General features: G+C 63.1%; 17 protein-coding genes. 14 read left to right on the plus strand and 3 right to left on the minus strand.

The window, feature by feature from the left end:
- Nucleotides 1–84 precede the first annotated feature (84 nt).
- From ACFVTG_RS08335 to ACFVTG_RS08350, 4 genes are all read left to right on the plus strand, one after another.
- A complete protein-coding gene (locus ACFVTG_RS08335) occupies nucleotides 85–1,515 on the plus strand; it encodes an amino acid permease (RefSeq protein ID WP_306964071.1) in 1,431 nt (476 codons plus the stop codon).
- Nucleotides 1,512–3,233 (plus strand): flavin monoamine oxidase family protein, encoded by a 1,722-nt coding sequence (locus tag ACFVTG_RS08340; protein ID WP_390279529.1) that lies wholly within the window; start codon nucleotides 1,512–1,514, stop codon nucleotides 3,231–3,233. Before ACFVTG_RS08335 ends, ACFVTG_RS08340 begins: the two co-directional genes overlap by 4 nt.
- A 438-nt stretch (nucleotides 3,234–3,671) precedes the next feature.
- Complete coding sequence (locus ACFVTG_RS08345) at nucleotides 3,672–5,864, plus strand: glycoside hydrolase domain-containing protein (RefSeq protein WP_390279531.1); 2,193 nt, start codon at nucleotides 3,672–3,674, stop codon at nucleotides 5,862–5,864.
- Between the two features lie 2 nt (nucleotides 5,865–5,866).
- Complete coding sequence (locus tag ACFVTG_RS08350; RefSeq protein WP_390279533.1) at nucleotides 5,867–6,229, plus strand: hypothetical protein; 363 nt, start codon at nucleotides 5,867–5,869, stop codon at nucleotides 6,227–6,229.
- 816 nt (nucleotides 6,230–7,045) lie between these two features.
- Here ACFVTG_RS08350 and ACFVTG_RS08355 read toward each other — a convergent pair.
- The 3 genes from ACFVTG_RS08355 to purU all read right to left on the minus strand — a co-directional run bounded on the left by ACFVTG_RS08355 (nucleotide 7,046) and on the right by purU (nucleotide 9,300).
- Nucleotides 7,046–7,570, minus strand: a complete 525-nt coding sequence (locus tag ACFVTG_RS08355; protein WP_390279535.1) for a gamma carbonic anhydrase family protein — start codon at nucleotides 7,568–7,570, stop codon at nucleotides 7,046–7,048.
- A 27-nt stretch (nucleotides 7,571–7,597) separates the two neighbouring features.
- Nucleotides 7,598–8,320, minus strand: a complete 723-nt coding sequence (locus ACFVTG_RS08360) for a class I SAM-dependent methyltransferase (RefSeq protein ID WP_390279537.1) — start codon at nucleotides 8,318–8,320, stop codon at nucleotides 7,598–7,600.
- Between the two features lie 119 nt (nucleotides 8,321–8,439).
- Entirely contained in the window at nucleotides 8,440–9,300 is an 861-nt protein-coding gene (gene purU / locus ACFVTG_RS08365) for a formyltetrahydrofolate deformylase (RefSeq protein ID WP_390279539.1), read from the minus strand.
- Nucleotides 9,301–9,526: 226 nt separating this feature from the next.
- On the opposite strand from purU, the gene glyA reads away from it, so the two are divergent.
- The 10 genes from glyA (at nucleotide 9,527) to ACFVTG_RS08415 (ending at nucleotide 18,369) form a co-directional block, all read left to right on the plus strand.
- A complete protein-coding gene (gene glyA, locus ACFVTG_RS08370; RefSeq protein ID WP_284751900.1) occupies nucleotides 9,527–10,825 on the plus strand; it encodes a serine hydroxymethyltransferase in 1,299 nt (432 codons plus the stop codon).
- Nucleotides 10,826–10,833: 8 nt separating this feature from the next.
- On the plus strand, nucleotides 10,834–11,745 hold the full coding sequence (locus ACFVTG_RS08375; RefSeq protein ID WP_390279541.1) for a bifunctional methylenetetrahydrofolate dehydrogenase/methenyltetrahydrofolate cyclohydrolase: 912 nt from the start codon (nucleotides 10,834–10,836) through the stop codon (nucleotides 11,743–11,745).
- A 102-nt stretch (nucleotides 11,746–11,847) separates the two neighbouring features.
- Nucleotides 11,848–12,978 (plus strand): sensor histidine kinase, encoded by a 1,131-nt coding sequence (locus tag ACFVTG_RS08380; protein WP_390279543.1) that lies wholly within the window; start codon nucleotides 11,848–11,850, stop codon nucleotides 12,976–12,978.
- Nucleotides 12,975–13,640, plus strand: coding sequence for a response regulator (locus tag ACFVTG_RS08385; protein WP_390279545.1), 666 nt, complete (start codon nucleotides 12,975–12,977; stop codon nucleotides 13,638–13,640). Before ACFVTG_RS08380 ends, ACFVTG_RS08385 begins: the two co-directional genes overlap by 4 nt.
- A gap of 133 nt (nucleotides 13,641–13,773) precedes the next feature.
- Nucleotides 13,774–14,073 carry an SHOCT domain-containing protein gene (locus tag ACFVTG_RS08390; protein WP_390279547.1) on the plus strand — a complete coding sequence of 100 codons (300 nt, stop codon included), beginning with the start codon at nucleotides 13,774–13,776 and terminating at the stop codon, nucleotides 14,071–14,073.
- A 229-nt stretch (nucleotides 14,074–14,302) separates the two neighbouring features.
- Nucleotides 14,303–15,232 carry an ABC transporter ATP-binding protein gene (locus ACFVTG_RS08395; protein WP_284751920.1) on the plus strand — a complete coding sequence of 310 codons (930 nt, stop codon included), beginning with the start codon at nucleotides 14,303–14,305 and terminating at the stop codon, nucleotides 15,230–15,232.
- Complete coding sequence (locus ACFVTG_RS08400) at nucleotides 15,225–16,046, plus strand: ABC transporter permease (RefSeq protein WP_284751905.1); 822 nt, start codon at nucleotides 15,225–15,227, stop codon at nucleotides 16,044–16,046. Before ACFVTG_RS08395 ends, ACFVTG_RS08400 begins: the two co-directional genes overlap by 8 nt.
- The gene (locus tag ACFVTG_RS08405; protein WP_390279549.1) at nucleotides 16,043–16,888 is read left to right on the plus strand and encodes an ABC transporter permease; all 846 of its coding nucleotides are present in this window, start codon (nucleotides 16,043–16,045) and stop codon (nucleotides 16,886–16,888) included. The genes ACFVTG_RS08400 and ACFVTG_RS08405 overlap by 4 nt, the downstream gene beginning before the upstream one ends.
- A 67-nt stretch (nucleotides 16,889–16,955) precedes the next feature.
- Nucleotides 16,956–17,525, plus strand: a complete 570-nt coding sequence (locus ACFVTG_RS08410) for a hypothetical protein (RefSeq protein WP_284751907.1) — start codon at nucleotides 16,956–16,958, stop codon at nucleotides 17,523–17,525.
- A gap of 10 nt (nucleotides 17,526–17,535) precedes the next feature.
- Nucleotides 17,536–18,369 carry an exodeoxyribonuclease III gene (locus ACFVTG_RS08415; protein ID WP_284751908.1) on the plus strand — a complete coding sequence of 278 codons (834 nt, stop codon included), beginning with the start codon at nucleotides 17,536–17,538 and terminating at the stop codon, nucleotides 18,367–18,369.
- The last annotated feature ends 2 nt before the right edge of the window (nucleotides 18,370–18,371 follow it).

Genomic DNA, 18,371 nt, shown 5'->3' on the forward strand with positions numbered 1-18,371 from the left:
CACGCCGCGAATACGGATGCCGGCAACACCGCCCGCCGCCCGGGGCTCGGTTCGCAGCTGCTCCGCCGCAAGCCGATCGGGCAGATGGTCAGCGAAGCCGGAAGCAGCGAAAGCGGTACGCCGCTGGTCCGCAGCTTCGGTGTGCTCCAACTGACGATGATCAGTGTCGGCGCGACACTGGGCACCGGCATCCTGGTGATCCTGGGTGAATCCGTGCCGCTGGCCGGACCCGCGGTCTGGATTTCCTTCGTCGTCGCGGGCCTCGCTGCCCTGTTCTCAGCGGTGTCCTACGCGGAAATGGCCGGCCTCGTACCCGTCGCCGGATCCAGCTATTCCTACTCCTACGCCACGATGGGCGAGGGCATGGCCTGGATCTGTGGTTGGTGCCTCGTCCTCGAATACGCGGTTTCCGTGGCTGCCGTGGCCGTCGGCGCTGGGCAGTACGTGAACGAGACCCTCGCCGCGTTCGGGCAGTTCCTGCCGGACGCGATGTCCCAGCCACCGGGCAGCGGCGGCGTGGTCAACGTGCCGGCCATGCTGATTGTGGTCCTCGCCATGGTCCTGCTGGTGCGCGGCGCCAAGGAAAGCGCCTGGATCAACACCGCGATCGTGACCATCAAGATCGTCATCCTGCTGTTCTTCTGTGCCGTCGCGTTCACCGCGTTCAACGCCGGGAACTTCGAACCCCTCATGCCCATGGGCGCCGCAGGCGTCTCGGCAGCAGCATCCCGGGTGTTCTTCTCCTACATCGGCTTCGACGCCGCCTCCACCGCGGGCGAAGAGGCCCGCAACCCCAAGCGCGACCTGCCCCGGGCCATCCTGCTCTCCATGGTGATCGTGACCAGCATTTACGTCCTGGTTGCCGTGGCCGCCATCGGCGCCCGTCCCTGGGAGTGGTTCGGCGGCACCGAGGCCGCGCTGGTGCAGATCCTCGAGGAAACCACCCACCAGCCCTGGATCGCCCTCGTCTTCTCCATCGGAGCCGTGCTCGCCATCGCCAGCATCGTCCTGACCGTGCTCTACGGCCAGACCCGCATCCTGCTCTCCATGTCTCGCGACGGACTGGTCCCCGAAGTCTTTGGTCGAATCTCCCCGCGCACCGGCACCCCGGTGGCCGGAACGCTCATCGTGGGCACCGCCGTCGCACTCACCGCAGGGCTTGTCCCGCTCGGCGCGCTCGCCGACGCCACCAGCATCGGCACCCTCTTCGCGTTCGCGCTGGTGAACGTCGCCGTCATCTACCTGCGGCGCAACCGGCCGGAGCTCAAGCGCAGCTTCCGCGTCCCGCTCTACCCGATCACCCCCGTCCTCGGCACGCTGATGTGCGCCTACCTCATGGCCAACCTGGGTGCTGACACCTGGGTGGTGTTCGGTGGCTGGATGCTCGTGGGGATCGCCCTCTACTTCGGCTACGGACGCCGGAACTCCAAGGTAGCGGCCCTGACCGAACAGGAATACCGTGAACTATCCGCCAGGGTCGCCGACCCGGAAACTGTGAAGGCAGAACTTTCATGACCATCGCCACCGAATTGCCCACGGAACCCACACCCCGCGGTGAGACCGGGATTTCCCAAGCAACGCCGGCCGACGCTCCCATCACCATGCTGAACCCGGACTTCCCGTTCAGCTACGACCACTACCTGGCCCATCCCGACGGACTGGCGGTTGTTCCGCCGGAACTGTTCGGCACGGAGGTCGCGGTGATCGGCGCCGGCTTGTCGGGACTCATCACGGCCTACGAGCTCATGAAGCTCGGGCTGCGCCCCGTGGTCTACGAGGCTGACCAGATCGGCGGGCGGCTGCGCACTGCGAGCTTCCCCTCCGCTCCCGGAGTGGTGGCAGACCTCGGCGGCATGCGCTTCCCCGTGTCCGGCAAGGCGTTCTACCACTACGTGGATCTCCTCGGCCTGGACACCCAGGAATTCCCCAACCCGCTCGCTCCCGCAACATCGAGCACCGTGATCGAGCTGGCCGGACAGAAGCACTACGCCGCCACCTCTGCCGAGCTGCCTGAGTTCTTCCACGAAGTCGCCACAGCCTGGAAGGCCGCAGTGAATGACGGCGCAGCGTTCCAGGAAATGCAGGACGCGATCCGGGCCCGCGACACCAAGCGCATCAAGGAACTATGGAACGAACTGCTCCCGCTCCTGGATGAGCAGACCTTCTACGGCTTCATCGCCGCAAGCAAGTCCTTCAAAGAGGCCGGATTCGCGCACCGCGAGGCCTTCGGGCAGGTAGGTTTCGGTACCGGCGGTTGGGACACCGACTTCCCCAACTCCATCCTCGAGATCCTGCGCGTCGTCTACACTGACGCCGACGACCAGCACCGGCTCATCACCGGGGGAGCGCAACGGCTCCCCGAGGCACTCTGGCACCACGCGCCGTCGGGCATGGCCCACTGGCCCGAAGGCACCTCGCTGGCATCGCTGCATTCCGGTTCCCCGCGCGGAGCCGTGGACCGCATCGAGCGTGGAGAGAACGGCGACCTTATGGTGCGCGAACGGTGGGGCCGCGAAACCGGGTACCCCGCCGTCGTGACCACATGCCAGTCCTGGCTGTTGTCCACGCGGATCCACACCCAGGAATCGTTGTTCCCCTCGGAACTGTGGACCGCGATCGAGCGCTCGCACTACATGCAGTCGTCCAAGACCTTCGTGATGGTGGACCGGCCGTTCTGGAAGGACATCGACCCCGAAACGGGCCGGGAAGTGTTGTCCATGACCCTGACCGACCGGCTCAACCGGGCAACGTACCTGCTCGACGACGGTCCGGACAAGCCTGCAGTCATCCTGCTTTCCTACACGTGGAACGACGACGCCCTGAAGTGGCTCTCGCTCAGCGCCGAGGAACGCGTCAAGCTCATGTTGCACTCGCTTGAGCAGATCTACCCCGGCGTGGACATCGCGAGCCACATCGTCGGCCAACCCATCACCGTTTCCTGGGAGGCCGACCCCAACTTCATGGGCGCCTTCAAGGCCAACCTGCCAGGGCACTACCGCTACCAGCAGCGCCTGTTCACGCACTTCAAACAGGACAAGCTGCCGGAGACCCAGCGGGGCATCTTCCTGGCGGGCGACGACGTCTCGTTCACCGCTGGCTGGGCCGAAGGCGCCGTCACCACGGGGCTCAACGCTGTGTGGGGCGTGGTGAACCACCTTGGCGGTTCCTCAGTGGCAGGCAATCCAGGTCCCGGTGACGTGTTGGACGAACTGGGTCCGATCAGCCTGGACTAATTGCCGCTGTTGCGTTTGCGAGGTCCACTCTGCGTTCCTGAACCTGATCCAAGGACGCAGAGCGGGCCTCGCATTTTAGTGGGTTGCGCGCCTGCGTGGACCAGTTCGGTTCGTGAGCTGAACACGGTCCACAGCCATTGTTTGGCGTTGCTCTTCCGCTGAACACGCCCAGGCCTGTATCCCGGACATCCACGCCTGCAGGCATCGGCCAAGAGTCGGCTTGACCGGATAAAAGATAGTGAGCTATTATTTACATAATCATCAAAATTGGCCGCCTAATCCGTTTGTGAACGTTAGCCGGGGGGTGGACTCATCATGGCGCCGACTTGCTGTCGATGGCGGTTCTAGAACCGGCTCCACCAATGTTTGATGGCGGCGGCTATTAGCTACGACCCTTTACGAAAATAAAGCCAATTTGGGGGAATAATGGCAGACGTAATGGTGATCCGTGCGCAGAAATTCATCAACACCTACAACTCCGCAGGCATTCCAAAAGTGGAGGAGAATGGGCGAACGAGCTGGGCGGTCATGTTCGCTCTGACCCGGGCGCTGCAATTCGAGCTTGGTATCACCGCGCTGTCGGACAGCTTTGGCCCAACGACGTTGGCGACTCTTCAATCCAAAATGCCAAATATCGACGGGGCCACTCCTGGCGCTGGGCGCATAAATAAGATCATCCAATCGGCTCTGTATTGCAAGGGTTACGATGGCGGAGAAATCGACGGAATCTACAATCAGCGGGTCAAGGACGCCGTCCGAAAGCTGAAACTGGACATGGGAGTCCAAGCGGCCTTCCCTGGCGATGGCATCACACCGAAAGTGTTCAAGGCCCTTCTGACGATGGATCCATACGTTCTGCTGCCAGGCGGAGACGGTGCTGTCCGTTCGGCCCAACAATGGCTGAATGCAGCGTACATCGGGCGTCGTGAATTCTTCATCGTCCCCTGCGACGGTTTCTTCTCGCGGAATGTGCAGAAGGCGCTTATGTTTGCCATTCAGTACCAGATCGGCATGAGCGACAATGTGGCCAACGGATTCTTTGGACCAGGTACACAATCAGGGATTCGCAATAACACGTTGACAGTTGGCTCTACGGGAATCTGGGTTCGGCTGTTTAGCGCAGCTATGATCTTCAATAAACGTGCCAGAACCGCGTTTGCGGATGTGTTTACCGCTCAATTGTCTGCACTGGTGTCCGATTTTCAAGGCTTCGCCAAATTGCCCGTCACGGGAAAAGGCGACTTTCAAACATGGGCGTCGCTTTTGGTTTCCACCGGCGATGTCACCCGGAGAGGAACCGCTGCCGACTGCATCACCACGATCACTCCGGCACGGGCTTCGGCTCTGATGGCGGCGGGATATCAGATCGTTGGCCGTTACCTGTCTAATGCCCCCCGCTCTACTTGGAACAAACAGATCGAACAAGGAGAACTCGCGGCCATCCAGTCGAGCGGTATGTGCATCTTCCCCATCTACCAAACCTGGGGTGGTGCGGCGTCATACTTCAATTCCGGACAGGGGCAAGCAGATGCACTGGCAGCCATCGAAAGACTCCGCTTCTACGGGTTCAAGCCCGGCACGACCGTTTACTTCGCCGTTGATTTCGACGCCCTCGACTATGAAGTTACAGAGAACATCATCCCTCACTTCCGCGGGATCAAGTCCACGATGGACTTCAACGCCGCAGGCTACAAGATCGGTATCTATGGTCCTCGTAACGTGTGTTCCCGTGTGGCCGGCGAGGGGCTTTCAATAGCCAGTTTTGTGTGTGACATGTCCACCGGATTCTCGGGCAACCTAGGATATCCGCTGCCGGAAGATTGGGCCTTCGACCAGATATCAACCATCACTGTCGGGACGGGCGCCGGAAGCATCGAAATCGACAAAAACATCGCGTCGGGACGCGATGCGGGACAGAATTCATTCAATCCGCCGAAGGAAACTCAGGTGGTGGACGTCCTCCTTGATGCTCAGCTACAAGGGGCATTGATGGCCGACATCAAGTCATATCTTGAGTCGATCGGGGTTCCGGAGAAGGGCCTTGAATACGAAGGCGAGCCTCTGACCACGCTGCGGTCTAACACTGAGGCGGTCGAGATGATCTTTCGTTTCGATGCGCAAATCACCCAGGCTGCGGGTCAGTTCCGAGTGCCTAAATCGTTGGTCCAATGTCCCCTGTTGTGGGAGTACCGCAAGTACACGCACCTCGACACGGTGGCGGACGAGGGAGTGCGGCTCTACTACGCAGGACTCCTCGGGCGCGGTAACGATGATTCAAGCACCGGTCTGGGACAAATCTTCGCGAGGACTGCCATCCGGGCGCAAAACTACTGCATCAGCCAAGGAATGATGCCGGGCACAATCATGGATCCCAATAATAAGCCCGATGTGTGGACGATGTGGCAGAAACTCCAGGACGACAACTTCAATGTGCAAACCGCCGCCCAGGTCCTGATCCATGGAGCCGTCGATCAGGACGTGCTTCTGGGCAGGGGAAACCCCGAAAGCGAGTATCAGACGACTCTGGCACGCTATAACGGAACCGGTCCAGCGGCCCAACGCTATGGCGAAGAACTCGTAGGCCTCTACCGGGTATTTGAGAAGTACAACGGCCTCATGAGGAACAAGTGAGCATGGCAAAAGCCCAGCCCGCATCGCCCGGCGCGGGGGAGCCCGGTTCGCTTGCGGCCGTCGTTTTCCTGAATCTGCTGGGCTTCCCATGGTTGGCACTAGCTTCACTGAACGCCGCGCACTTGATCCTGGAAAATGGCGGATACCCGGATGCCCGCTACGGTCAGGACGACACGAATCTCAGCATTTGCATTTTCTTCTTCGTTCTCATCACTGTGGTGTTTCTTCTCGCCGATGCTGTCGTGCTGCTGAAGCTAAGGCAACTCAAGAACCTTAAGTCATGGTCAGCGGGGTTGGGAACACTCCTTCTGCCAGCAATTGCCCTGTTTGTCTTTCTTGTCCTCACCGAGACCAATCTCGGTTGACTTTCCAAGCCGTTGGTCAACCAATTCGCGTCGTGAAAGGTCCAATCCCGTGAAGACTCCAAGTCGAAAAGTCGGCCGCCGCTCCCTTCTCGGCGCTGTATTGGGGGGAGCAATAGTCGTCGCGGGCGGTGCAATCGTCACGGCATCCCCAGCCGTCGCCCAAGCCACGCATGTTGTTCGGGCACCTTCAGGGAAGCAACCGAAACGAAGCAACAACGGCTGGCGAACGGCACAATCATCCGATACGGACGAAGGAGTTTGGGCGCGTCCTGTGCCCGGAAGTGCCGCATCAGTGTCGGTCCGTGCCGGAGATCCCGAAGCGATCCTGATTTACGTCGCTCGCCGCTTCAACTATGAGGTCCGGCCGCTAGGTAAAGGGGACGTGGTTGGCTTCCGACCGTTGTCAGAGATCGCGGCGGGTGTTTCGACGAACTTGGCATCAGGCACGGCTATTCAGATCTTGCCGGGTTCTTTCCCGTTCGGAAGCCGAGGCAATCTATTCGGCTCGGAGCTTCGAACCATCAGAAGCCTGTTAGCGGAGTGTGCTGGGGTCGTGGCGTGGGGTGGAGACTCAGATAACCCCGATGAATCTCTGTTCGAGCTCGTCAAGGGCCCCCGTGACAAAGACCTTGCAGCTCTTGGGACCAGAATTCGGCAGTGGAACGATGAATCCGGGCAGGGCGCAGGGACAGTGATGATCGGGGCATAGTCTGCCCTGAAAGCTCTGACAGCCTGTCCGTCCGCAGTGTCCTTTCTATAACTGACTTGCGTCTCTTGGAAATCGCCCTTGGACGAACTGGGGCCGATCAGCCTGGACTAGGCCTGCGCGTGCATGTCGCGGTGCGCTGCCGCCAGTTCCCTGTAGTGCGCCGCGTTGCGCTTCACGCCGTCGAGCTCTTCCTCGCTCAGTTCGCGGCGCACTTTGGCGGGCACCCCGGCAACCAGGGACCGCGGCGGGATGACAGTTCCCTCAAGCACGACGGCGCCGGCGGCCACAAGCGAACCGGTACCGATGACGGCGCCGTTCAGGATAGTGGCGCTCATGCCGATGAGGCAGTCGTCCTCCACGGTGCACCCGTGGACGACGGCGCCGTGACCGACGCTGACCCGCGCGCCGACGGTGCAGGGGAAGCCGGGGTCGGCATGCAGGACCACATTGTCCTGGAGGTTCGAGCCCGTGCCGACGCTGATGGCGGCAGTGTCGGCACGGACCGACACGCCATAGAAGGCGCTGGAGTCCTCGCCGAGGGTGGCCTTGCCGATGATGGAAGCCGTGGGTGCCACGAAGGCGGTGTCATGGATGGCCGGGGTATCCCCGCCGAAGGTGTAAATGGGAGCCATGGGGCAAGCCTAATCCCCACCGCCTCCCTAACCTCGCTTCGCTCGGCCAGGGAACCCTGGCGGCGTGGGCCCAAGCGAAGGTGTCCGGAGGACCAGGAACTGGTAGTGCTGAGTCCAATTCCCCGCACCCGGCCCGGACTCGGCTCCCGTGCCCTCGGGCCAGGTCTCGAAGTGCTCCACTGTGCCGTGCGCACCGAAGATGCGGCGCACGACGTCGTCGCTCCGGCGGCTGAAAAAACGCCTCGGCTCGACTTCGTCCTCGGGGTTGAGGACTTCTTCATCGTTACCGGACCAGAGCCCGACGGCGATTGGCGCGCCAGGCGCGGCGACCCGCACGAGTTCGCGGACGACGTCGTGGATTCCATCGTTGGGGACGTGCAGGAGGGTGCTCATGGTCCACACAGCCGGGAACGTGGCGTCGGCGAACGGCAGGGACCGGCCGCTGGCCACGCTCGCGTCCAGGCCCTTGGCTCGGGCGACGTGGATGCTCTCCTCGGAAAGATCGACGCCCGTGTAGTGCAGTCCTGCCCGCACGAACTCCAAGCCTTCGACGCCGGTGCCGCAGCCCAGTTCGAACAGCGAGTGCCTGTGTTCGTCCTTGAGAAGACGAATGAACCAGTCGCGGCATTCCGTCCGAGGTGGTGTCATGGCGCGGGTGTTCTGAATGCCGGCCTGCCGGTCGTAGTAGACGGCCAGGTTCGCCTCGTGATTGTCGGTTTCATCGCTGAAGGCCCTCGGGGTCCCGTCCATGGACCCAGCGTAGAACACCCAACTAGCTAGCAGTAGATGCCGTTATGAGGCGTCAAAACGACATTAAATGCGAGCTAGTTGGGTGGGGCGCTGGTAGGTGGGCGGGGCAGGGAAAGCCGTTAGTTGAACACCACCGTGCGGGTGCCGTCGAGCAGAACGCGGTGTTCGGCGTGCCACTGCACAGCTTGGGCGAGCGTGCGGCCTTCGACGTCGCGGCCCATCTGCACGAATTGCTCGGTGGTGCGGGCGTGGTCCACCCGGATGACTTCCTGCTCGATGATCGGGCCCTCGTCGAGGTCCGCCGTGACGTAGTGGGCAGTGGCCCCGATGATCTTCACGCCCCGGGCATGCGCCTGGTGGTAGGGCTTGGCGCCCTTGAAGGACGGCAGGAAGGAGTGGTGGATGTTGATGGCCTTGCCGTTGAGCTCGGTGCAGAGCTCGTTGGAGAGGACCTGCATGTAGCGCGCCAGGACCGTCAGCTCGATGCCGTGCTCATGGATGAGTGCGAGCAGCTTCGCCTCGGCCTGGGGCTTGGTGTCCGGAGTGACCGGGATGTGGTGGAAGGGGATCCCGTAGAACTCCGCCAGGCCTTCGAGGTCCCGGTGGTTGGATACGATGGCGGGCACCTCGATGGGGAGGGTTCCGGAGCGTTGCTGGAAGAGCAGATCGTTGAGGCAGTGCGCGTCCTTTGAACCCAGGATCAGGGTACGGACCTTCTGGCCCACCGGGTTGATTTGCCACTTCATGCCGAATTCTTCGGCCACCGGGGCCAGCTCCGAACTCAGTTCAGCCTGGGTCGAGGACGTTGTGGCTTCCACCCGCATGAAGAAGTTTCCCGTGCTGGGGCTGCCGTATTGCTGGGAATCGGCGATGTTGCAGCCAGCCTCCAACAAAGCGCCAGCAACGGCGTGCACAATTCCGGGCCGGTCCGGGCAGGACAGGGTTACAACAAAAGACGTAGGCAGGGTGGAATCAGTCACACGTAAAGCCTACCGTTGCGCACCTGTTGTACTGTTTAAGTCGTCGCGACTGGCGTTGGGTGGTGTACCACCAGGGAGCGGCATTGTTGAAGACCACGGATCGTACGCCTGGGCCGAGGGTCACGTTTTACTGTCGCTGTGCCACGCCCCGTAATCAAAGGCATGGAAAAAACCCAGCCGGTAGCCTGACCTGTAGAAATACCCGTTGCCTATCCAGGAGATCTTCGTGACCACGTCCACCATCACCTCCGCGACCATCAGCAACCAGCCGCTTTCCGAGCTCGACCCCGAGATCGCCGCGGTTCTGGAACAGGAACTCGGCCGCCAGCGCGGCACCCTGGAAATGATCGCTTCCGAGAACTTTGCGCCCCGCGCCGTCATGGAGGCCCAGGGCTCCGTCCTGACCAACAAGTACGCCGAAGGCTACCCGGGCCGCCGCTACTACGGTGGCTGCGAATACGTCGACATTGCCGAGCAGCTGGCCATCGACCGGGTGAAGGAGCTCTTCGGCGCTGAGTACGCCAACGTGCAGCCGCACTCGGGTGCACAGGCCAATGCCGCAGCCCTGTCCGCCATGATCACTCCCGGTGACAAGATCCTCGGCCTTTCCCTGGCCCACGGCGGTCACTTGACCCACGGCATGAAGCTCAACTTCTCCGGAAAGCTCTACAACGTAGCTGCCTACCAGGTTGAAGAAGACACCTTCCGCGTGGACATGGACAAGCTCCGCGAACAGGCCATTGCCGAGAAGCCGCAGGTCATCATCGCCGGCTGGTCCGCTTACCCGCGCCACCTCGACTTTGCAGCCTTCCGTTCCATCGCCGACGAGGTTGGCGCGCTTCTCTGGACGGACATGGCCCACTTTGCCGGCCTCGTCGCAGCAGGCCTGCACCCGAGCCCGGTGCCGCACTCCGACGTCGTGACCTCCACGGTGCACAAGACGCTGGCCGGACCCCGTTCCGGCGTGATCCTCGCCAAGCAGGAATGGGCTAAGAAGCTCAACTCCAACGTATTCCCGGGCCAGCAGGGCGGCCCGCTCATGCACGTGATCGCCGCCAAGGCCGTTGCTTTCAAGATCGCAGCCGGCGAGGAATTCAAGGAGCGCCAGGAGCGCGTCCTCGAAGGCGCCAAGATCATCGCCGATCGCCTCAACCAGGCCGACGTCGCTGAAGCCGGTGTTTCCGTGCTCACCGGCGGCACCGACGTCCACCTGGTCCTCGTGGACCTGCGCAACTCGCAGCTGGACGGCCAGCAGGCCGAAGACCTCCTGCACTCCGTGGGCATCACCGTCAACCGCAACGCCGTTCCGTTCGACCCCCGCCCGCCGATGGTCACCTCCGGCCTGCGCATCGGTACTCCGGCCCTGGCTACCCGCGGCTTCGGTGCCACCGAATTCACCGAGGTTGCCGAGATCATCGCTTCGGCGCTGAAGGCCGGGTCCGCTGCCGACGTTGAAGCCTTGCAGGCCCGCGTCGACAAGCTCGCCGCCGATTTCCCGCTGTACCCGCAGCACGAGCAGTGGTGACCCCGTCCATGGCGCAGACCGCGAAGATCCTTGACGGCAAGGCCGCCGCCGCCGCCATCAAATCTGAGCTGACTGAGCGAGTCGCTGCCCTGAAGGCCCGCGGCGTAACTCCGGGCATTGCCACTGTGCTCGTAGGTGCGGACCCTGCCTCGCAGCTTTACGTGTCCATGAAGCACAAGCAGTCTGTGGAGATCGGGATGAACTCGATCCAGCGTGAGCTTCCGGCGGATGCCACCCAGGCGCAGGTTGAGGCCCTCATCGACGAACTCAATGCGGACCCCGCCTGCCACGGTTACATCGTGCAACTGCCGCTGCCCAAGCACCTGGACACCGATGCCATCCTCGAGCGAATCGACCCCGCCAAGGATGCCGATGGCCTGCACCCGACCAACCTGGGCCGGCTGGTGCTCAACGTCAACGGAGAGATCACCTCGCCGCTGCCGTGCACACCCCGCGGCGTCATCGAGCTCCTGGAGCGCAACGGCTACAGCCTGGCCGGCAAGCACGTTGTGGTGGTCGGCCGCGGCGTTACGATCGGCCGCTCGATCGGCCTGCTGCTCACCCGGCGGGCCGTGAACGCCACCGTGACGCTGACGCACACCGGCACCAAGAACCTCTCGGAGCTGCTGCGTCAGGCGGACGTGATTGTAGGCGCGGCGGGTGCCAAGCACATCGTCAAGCCTGCGGACGTGAAGCCGGGCGCGGCCGTGCTCGACGTCGGTGTCACCCGTGAAACCGACCCCGAGACGGGCAAGAGCAAGGTCCACGGCGACATCGATCCCGCCGTTGCCGATGTAGCCGGCTGGATTTCGCCGAACCCCGGCGGCGTGGGTCCCATGACCGTGGCGCTGCTCATGACCAACGTGGTCGAAGCCGCGGAACGCCAAGTGGCAGCGGGAAGCGTCTCCGGCGTCGCCTGATTTTGCACCCCACCGCGATGTAGGGCGCCTACTCCCTCGGGAGTAGGCGCCCTACACCGTTAACCCGACGACGCCGGCGCCCTCCGCGACTAGGCTCGGAGCATGCAGCGGCGTTTCCAGGGTCCTCCCACGAGTTTCATCGTGATCGCAGTGGCCCTGATCCAAGTCTTGGGGACCGTCTTTTCGGCGAGCCACCAGGTGGCCCTGCGTCCCTTGGACCCGCTCGCCTTCATCCTGTTGTTGGCGGGCCCCGCGGCCTTGGCTTTCCGGATCCGCCGGCCCGCCGTCATGCTGCCGATCACCCTCGCGGCCACGTCCATCTATTTGCTCCTCGGTTACGCCTGGGGCCCGATTGTGCTGTCCCTGGCTCTCTCGATCATCCTGACCGCAGCCGCGGGACTGCGCTGGCAGGCCTGGCTCGGGGCTGGGATTTCCGCCGCCGCCGTCGTGCTGATGGCCGTCCTCGCCGGAGATGAGACGGGGCTTGTCCGGGCCTCTGCCGGTGTTGCCTGGGCTGCGATCCTTGTCCTGATCGGTGAAGGCTTCCGACGGCGGGGCGAACGGATGGCCGAATACCGGCGACGGCGGGAGGCCGCGAAACAGGCCGAACGGGACGAATACCGCCTCACGCTCGCCCGCGATATCCACGATGTTGTGGCGCACTCGCTGTCGATGATCAACGTCCAGGCCTCGGTGGCGCTCCACCTAGGCACGAACGATCCTGAGAAGCTCCGCCCGGCGCTGGAGGCCATCAAAGCCGCGAGCAAGGAGTCGTTGGCCGAAGTCCGTCAGCTCCTCGGTGTACTGCGCGACGACGCCCCGCTGAGTCCCGCGGCGCCGCCAAGTCTGGTGCGGATCCCGGAACTCGTGGACGACGCGCGGCGAGGCGGCTTGGAGGTGCGGTTCGAAAATTCCGTGGGCCCTGAACTAATTGGTACAACACAGCAGGAAGCCGCCTACCGGATCGTCCAGGAAGGTCTGAGCAACGTCCGCCGGCACTCCGGCGCGGCGTCCGCCGTCGTACTTCTGGAATTGGCGGGGAACGCGCTGCGGGTGAGTATCGACGACGACGGCGGAGGCCTCCGGGGAGCGCCCGCCGGGAACGGGCTGAGGGGCATGCGGGAGCGCGTCGAGGCCCTCGGCGGCACCCTTGGGCTGACGGCGCTGGAACCCGGACTGCGCGTGGAAGCGAACCTCCCGCTGAACCCCCGCGAGGGAGGACTCCAACCATGATCCGCTTGCTGCTCGCGGACGACCAGAACCTCATCAGGGCGGGCTTCCGGGCCCTCTTGGACGCCGAACCAGACATGGAAGTGGTGGCGGAAGCCGGTACTGGGCGGGATGCCGTCAGGCTGGCCGAGCGTGAGGCTCCCGACGTCGTCCTCATGGACATACGTATGCCGGATGGCGACGGGCTGGCCGCGACCCGGGAAATCCTGGCCAACCCGCGCCTCGTGCACACCCGAATCATCATCCTCACCACGTTCGAGCTGGACGAATACATCGCCGAAGCCGTGCGCGCGGGTGCCGCCGGTTTCCTCGTCAAGGACACCGAACCGGAGGAACTGATCCGCGCCGTGCGGGTAGTGCACGACGGCGACGCCCTCCTTTCGCCGTCCGTGACACGCCGCATCATGGCCCAGCTCGCCCTGCACAGCAAGGCTGCGTCGAAGATAGTGCCCTTGGAGCAAATCACCGAGCGAGAACGGGAAGTCCTGGCGCTTGTAGGCGAAGGACTGAACAACGCAGAGATCGCCGAGCGGCTGTTCATCACCCCGTTGACAGCGAAGACGCACGTTTCACGGATCATGACCAAACTGCTGGTCCGGGATCGTGCGCAACTGGTGGTGTTGGCCTACGAATCCGGCTTGGTGCGGCCGGGCTGGAGCAGCTAGCCCTGCCCTGCAGTCTCCCGGGGGAGTAGGCGGCAAGCCGCAAGTGACTCCCGGTGGCCGACGTGTTTCGATGGGCCAAAAACCAGACTGGAACCAGAGCCGAGATACGGCCTGTTGAGAGTTTGGACTGGACATGTTGACATCATTGAGCACCGCCATCGGCGCCGCGGCCGCCCAGCTGCCCGCCGACGTCGTTCACGGACCCGGGGACGGATTCGTCTTCTGGCCGTTTTTCCTCCTGATCCCGTTGTTTTGGATCCTCGTGATCGGATTCTTCATCTTTTTCGGCCGCCGGATGTGGCGCCGGAACCACTACTGGGCAGCAACACAGGGCGCTGAAAGCGTGCTGAGGGAGCGTTACGCACGGGGCGAAATCGACGAGACCGAGTACCGCCAACGCCTGGAAGTGCTGCGGGCACATCCCACGAAATGACGAACCGGCGGATCCTGCTGGATCATTCGTCTGGATAAACCATCAGGCCTTGGAATCACGCGGTTCCAGGGCCTGAGGTTTGGAGTGATCCAGCAGAATGTCCCGCTGTGGTTCCCGGGTTACTCCAGAAAATTGCGGAATACCTCTTTCACGTATTCCTTGGCTCTACTAGTCTGCTGGGGTGCACAATGAAGCCACCCGCTCTTTCTCCACGTCAGCCAGCTTCCAGATGAACCCACCCGCAGTCATCACAGCCGAAAACCTCACCAAGAGCTACGGCGAGCTTGTCGCCGTCGACGGTATCTCCTTCGAGGTCCCGGCGGGGGAGTCCTTCGGCCTGCTTGGCCCCAACGGCGCCGGCAAATCGACCACCATGAAAATGATCGGCGGAGTCTCCCAGCGCACGTCCGGGAAGCTGAGCATCATGGGCCTGGACCCGGAAACGCACGGGCCGGAAGTCCGCGCGCACCTCGGAGTGGTGCCACAGCAGGACAACCTGGACGAGGAACTGAAGGTCCGCGAAAACCTGATTGTCTACGGCCGCTACTTCGGCCTGCCCTTGAGCTACTTGCGCCCCAAGGCCGATGAGCTGCTCGAGTTCGCCCAGCTGACGGACAAGGCCAAGTCCAGGGTTGATGCCCTCTCCGGCGGCATGAAACGGCGTCTCACGATTGCCCGCTCTCTCATCAACGAGCCCAAGATCCTGCTCTTGGACGAGCCCACCACGGGGCTGGACCCGCAGGCCCGGCACATCCTGTGGGACCGGCTGTTCAGGCTCAAGGAACAAGGCGTCACCCTGATCCTCACCACGCACTACATGGACGAGGCCGAACAGCTTTGCGACCGGCTGATCGTGGTGGACAAGGGCCGGATCATGGCCGAAGGCTCGCCGGCCAGCCTGATCCGCGAATATTCCACGCGGGAGGTCCTGGAACTCCGCTTCGGTTCGGAACGCAACGCCACTATCGGCGTCGAACTCGCGGGCGTCGGCGAACGCGTCGAGACGCTTCCGGACCGGGTGCTCATCTACGCGGACGACGGCGAATCGGCGCTGGAGCAGGTCTCCGCACGCCGGCTCCGTCCCCTGACTTCGCTGGTGCGGCGTTCTTCGCTGGAGGACGTCTTCCTCCGGCTGACCGGACGGAGCCTCGTTGATTAGCGCACACTCGCCTGCCGTTTCAGCCAGCCGGGCGAAGCGCTGGGGATCTTTCTTCTACGCCGAGCAGGTCCTGCGTGTGATGCGTGGCTACGGCTGGTCCGTGTTCCTGTACAGCGTGGGACAACCGGTGGCGTATCTGTTCGCGATGGGCATCGGGTTGGCGAGCCTGGTGGATGCGAACAGCGCGGCAGTGTTTGGTGGAGTGAACTATTTGACCTTCATCGCGCCGGCGCTGTTGGTTTCATCCGCGGTCATGACAGCGTCGGGGGACTTTTCCTACCCGATCATGGACGGCTTCAAATGGCGCCGCGTGTTCTATGGCCCGCACGCCTCCCCGCTGGTGCCGCAGCAGATCGCCGCGGGCCACATCATGGCAAGTGCCTTGAAGTTCCTCGTGCAATCGCTGGTCTACTTCGCCATCGTGGCCATGTTCGGTGCCTCGCCGAGTCCGTGGGGCTGGGTGTCGGCGATTGTTGCCACGGTGGCCGGGCTCTCCTTCGGGCTGCCGCTCATGGCCTACGCCTCGACCATCACCAAAGACTCCGGCCAGTTCGCGTTGGTGCAGCGATTCATCGTGGTACCCCTGTTCCTGTTTTCGGGCACGTTCTTCCCACTGGATTCGCTGCCGCTCGCGGTGCGCTGGATCGGTTGGATCTCCCCGGTGTGGCACGGAACGCAACTGGGCCGCGTCTTCACCTATGGACTCGAGGAGAATCCCTTGTTGACCCTGACCCACGTCCTGTTCCTCGTGGGCGCCGCCGCTGCAGGTTGGACGCTCACGCGGCGCCAGTTCGCCCGGAGGATGGGGGCATGAGCGCCCTGGCCGAAGGCCAGACAGGACCGCACAGCGCCACCGACGCCGCCCGTGAACGTACCTTCGGCCCGCTGTACTCACGCAACGCGCTTGCTGTGGTGTCGCGGGGCCTCATGGCAGCGAAAAGCAGCACGTGGTTGATCCTGGTTTCCGGGTTCTTCGAGCCGGTGCTTTACCTGATTTCGATGGGCGTGGGACTCGGCCCGATTGTGGGTACCGTGGCGGGACCGGGCGGCCAGGAAATCAGTTATGCGGCCTACATCGCGCCCGCGCTCCTAGCCGTGTCCGCCATGAACGGCGCCGTCTATGACTCCACGTGGAATGTCTTCTTCAAGATGAACTTCGCCAAGCTGTACCAGGGAATGCTCTACACCTCGCTCGGACCATTGGACGTAGCCATCGGGGAGATCTTCCTGGCCCTGTTGCGCGGACTCCTGTACGCCACGGGGTTCACGGCCGTCATGGCCGTCATGGGACTCATCACCACGCCATGGGCGGTCCTGGTCATCCCCGCCTCAGTGCTGATCGCTTTTGGCTTCGCGAGTTTCGGCATGGGCATCACCAGCTTCATGAAGACTTTCCAACAGATGGACTGGATCAACTTCTTCATGCTGCCCATGTTTCTTTTCAGCGCTACCTTCTACCCGTTGAGCGTCTATCCGCAATACATCCAGTGGCTCATCCAAGCGATGCCGCTCTGGCATGGCGTGGAACTCCTGCGGCAGATCAGCATTGGTTCCTTCAGCCCGGCCACGGCAGTCCATATCGCCTACTACCTCGTGATGATCGCCCTCGGCATCACGCTCACTACCGGAAGGTTGCGCAAGCTCTTCCTGAAATAGCGGCACGGGCTGTTCGCCGGGGGTGGAAGCGGGCAGTTCGCCGTGCGGAGTTTGCGACAATGGGTGCATGCGATCCCTCGGCGACTCCCCGTCATCTGTTCCCTCGTCCGCTTCCGCCAGGAGCCCTTTCAAAGGCTTCCGCATCGGTGGACTGGGCATGACGGTGGTGCTCATCGCTTTCCTGGTGGCCGTGATCTTCGCCGCCAACCATAACGACGTCGTCGGTTGGATCGTTGCCGTTGTCTCCTTCGGCTGGCTCGCGCTCGCCGCTTTCGTGGTCTTCAGCATCCAGAAGGCCGCCAAGCGGGCCGGTGAAAAACTCACCGAAGCGCAGAACGCCTTCAACGCGGCAACCGGCCGGGCGCCGTCGTCGTCGAGCGCCGACCACGGTGGCACCCGGGTGGTCTCGGAACGGAGCGAAGCTGACGAAATGCGGGACCTCAAACTGGACCACTCTTTCAAGATTGTCCAGGTGCAGGTACGCGTGGTGGAGGACGAGCGCGCCAAGGGCGACGCCGCCGACCAGGACACCATCAACCGCGCCTTGGAAACCATCGCCATCACATCAAGCAATGCCCGGGACATGATCAAGTCCTCCGGCGGCGACGAGCCCGTCTCGGGCACCATCATCGACTAGAGTAGGCGGGGTGAGCTCGGCATTGAAGAAGGACTTCCTTCGCATCGCAACGGTCAACGTCAACGGCATTCGTGCCGCCTACAAGAAGGGCATGGCGGAGTGGCTGGAACCGCGCGACGTCGACATCCTGTGTCTGCAGGAAGTCCGCGCGCCCGATGAGGTGGTCCACCAGCTCATCGGCGAAGGCTGGCACATCCTCCACGCCGAAGCCGAGGCAAAGGGCCGCGCCGGCGTCGCGATTGCCTCCCGGCAGGAACCCGTGGCCACCCGCGTGGGTATCGGCGACGACTATTTCGCCACCACTGGTCGCTGGGTCGAGGCGGACTACGTTGTTCGGGACGGCGGCGGCAAGGACACTACCCTGACGGTCGTCAGCGCCTATGTGCACTCGGGCGAAGCGGACACACCCAAGCAGGTGGACAAGTACCGCTTCCTGGACGTCATGACCACAAGGCTTCCTGAACTTGCCAAGCACAGCGAACATGCCCTGGTGGTCGGCGACCTCAACGTGGGCCACACCGAGCTCGACATCAAGAATTGGAAGGGCAACACCAAGCGTGCCGGGTTCCTTCCTGAGGAGCGCGCGTACTTCGACCGCTTCTTCGGCGACGAGATCGGATGGAGGGATGTCCACAGGGGCCTGGCAGGAAATGTCGATGGCCCCTACACCTGGTGGTCCCAGCGCGGTAAGGCCTTTGACACTGACACAGGCTGGCGCATCGACTACCACATGGCCACTCCTGGACTCGCGGCAGCCGCACTTTCGGCCGTCGTTGACCGGGCGCCGTCGTGGGACACCCGTTTTTCCGACCACGCACCGCTGGTAGTCGACTACCAGCTCTAGGC

This window comes from Arthrobacter sp. NPDC058127, from assembly GCF_042884555.1.
In the GTDB taxonomy this organism is placed as follows: domain Bacteria; phylum Actinomycetota; class Actinomycetes; order Actinomycetales; family Micrococcaceae; genus Arthrobacter.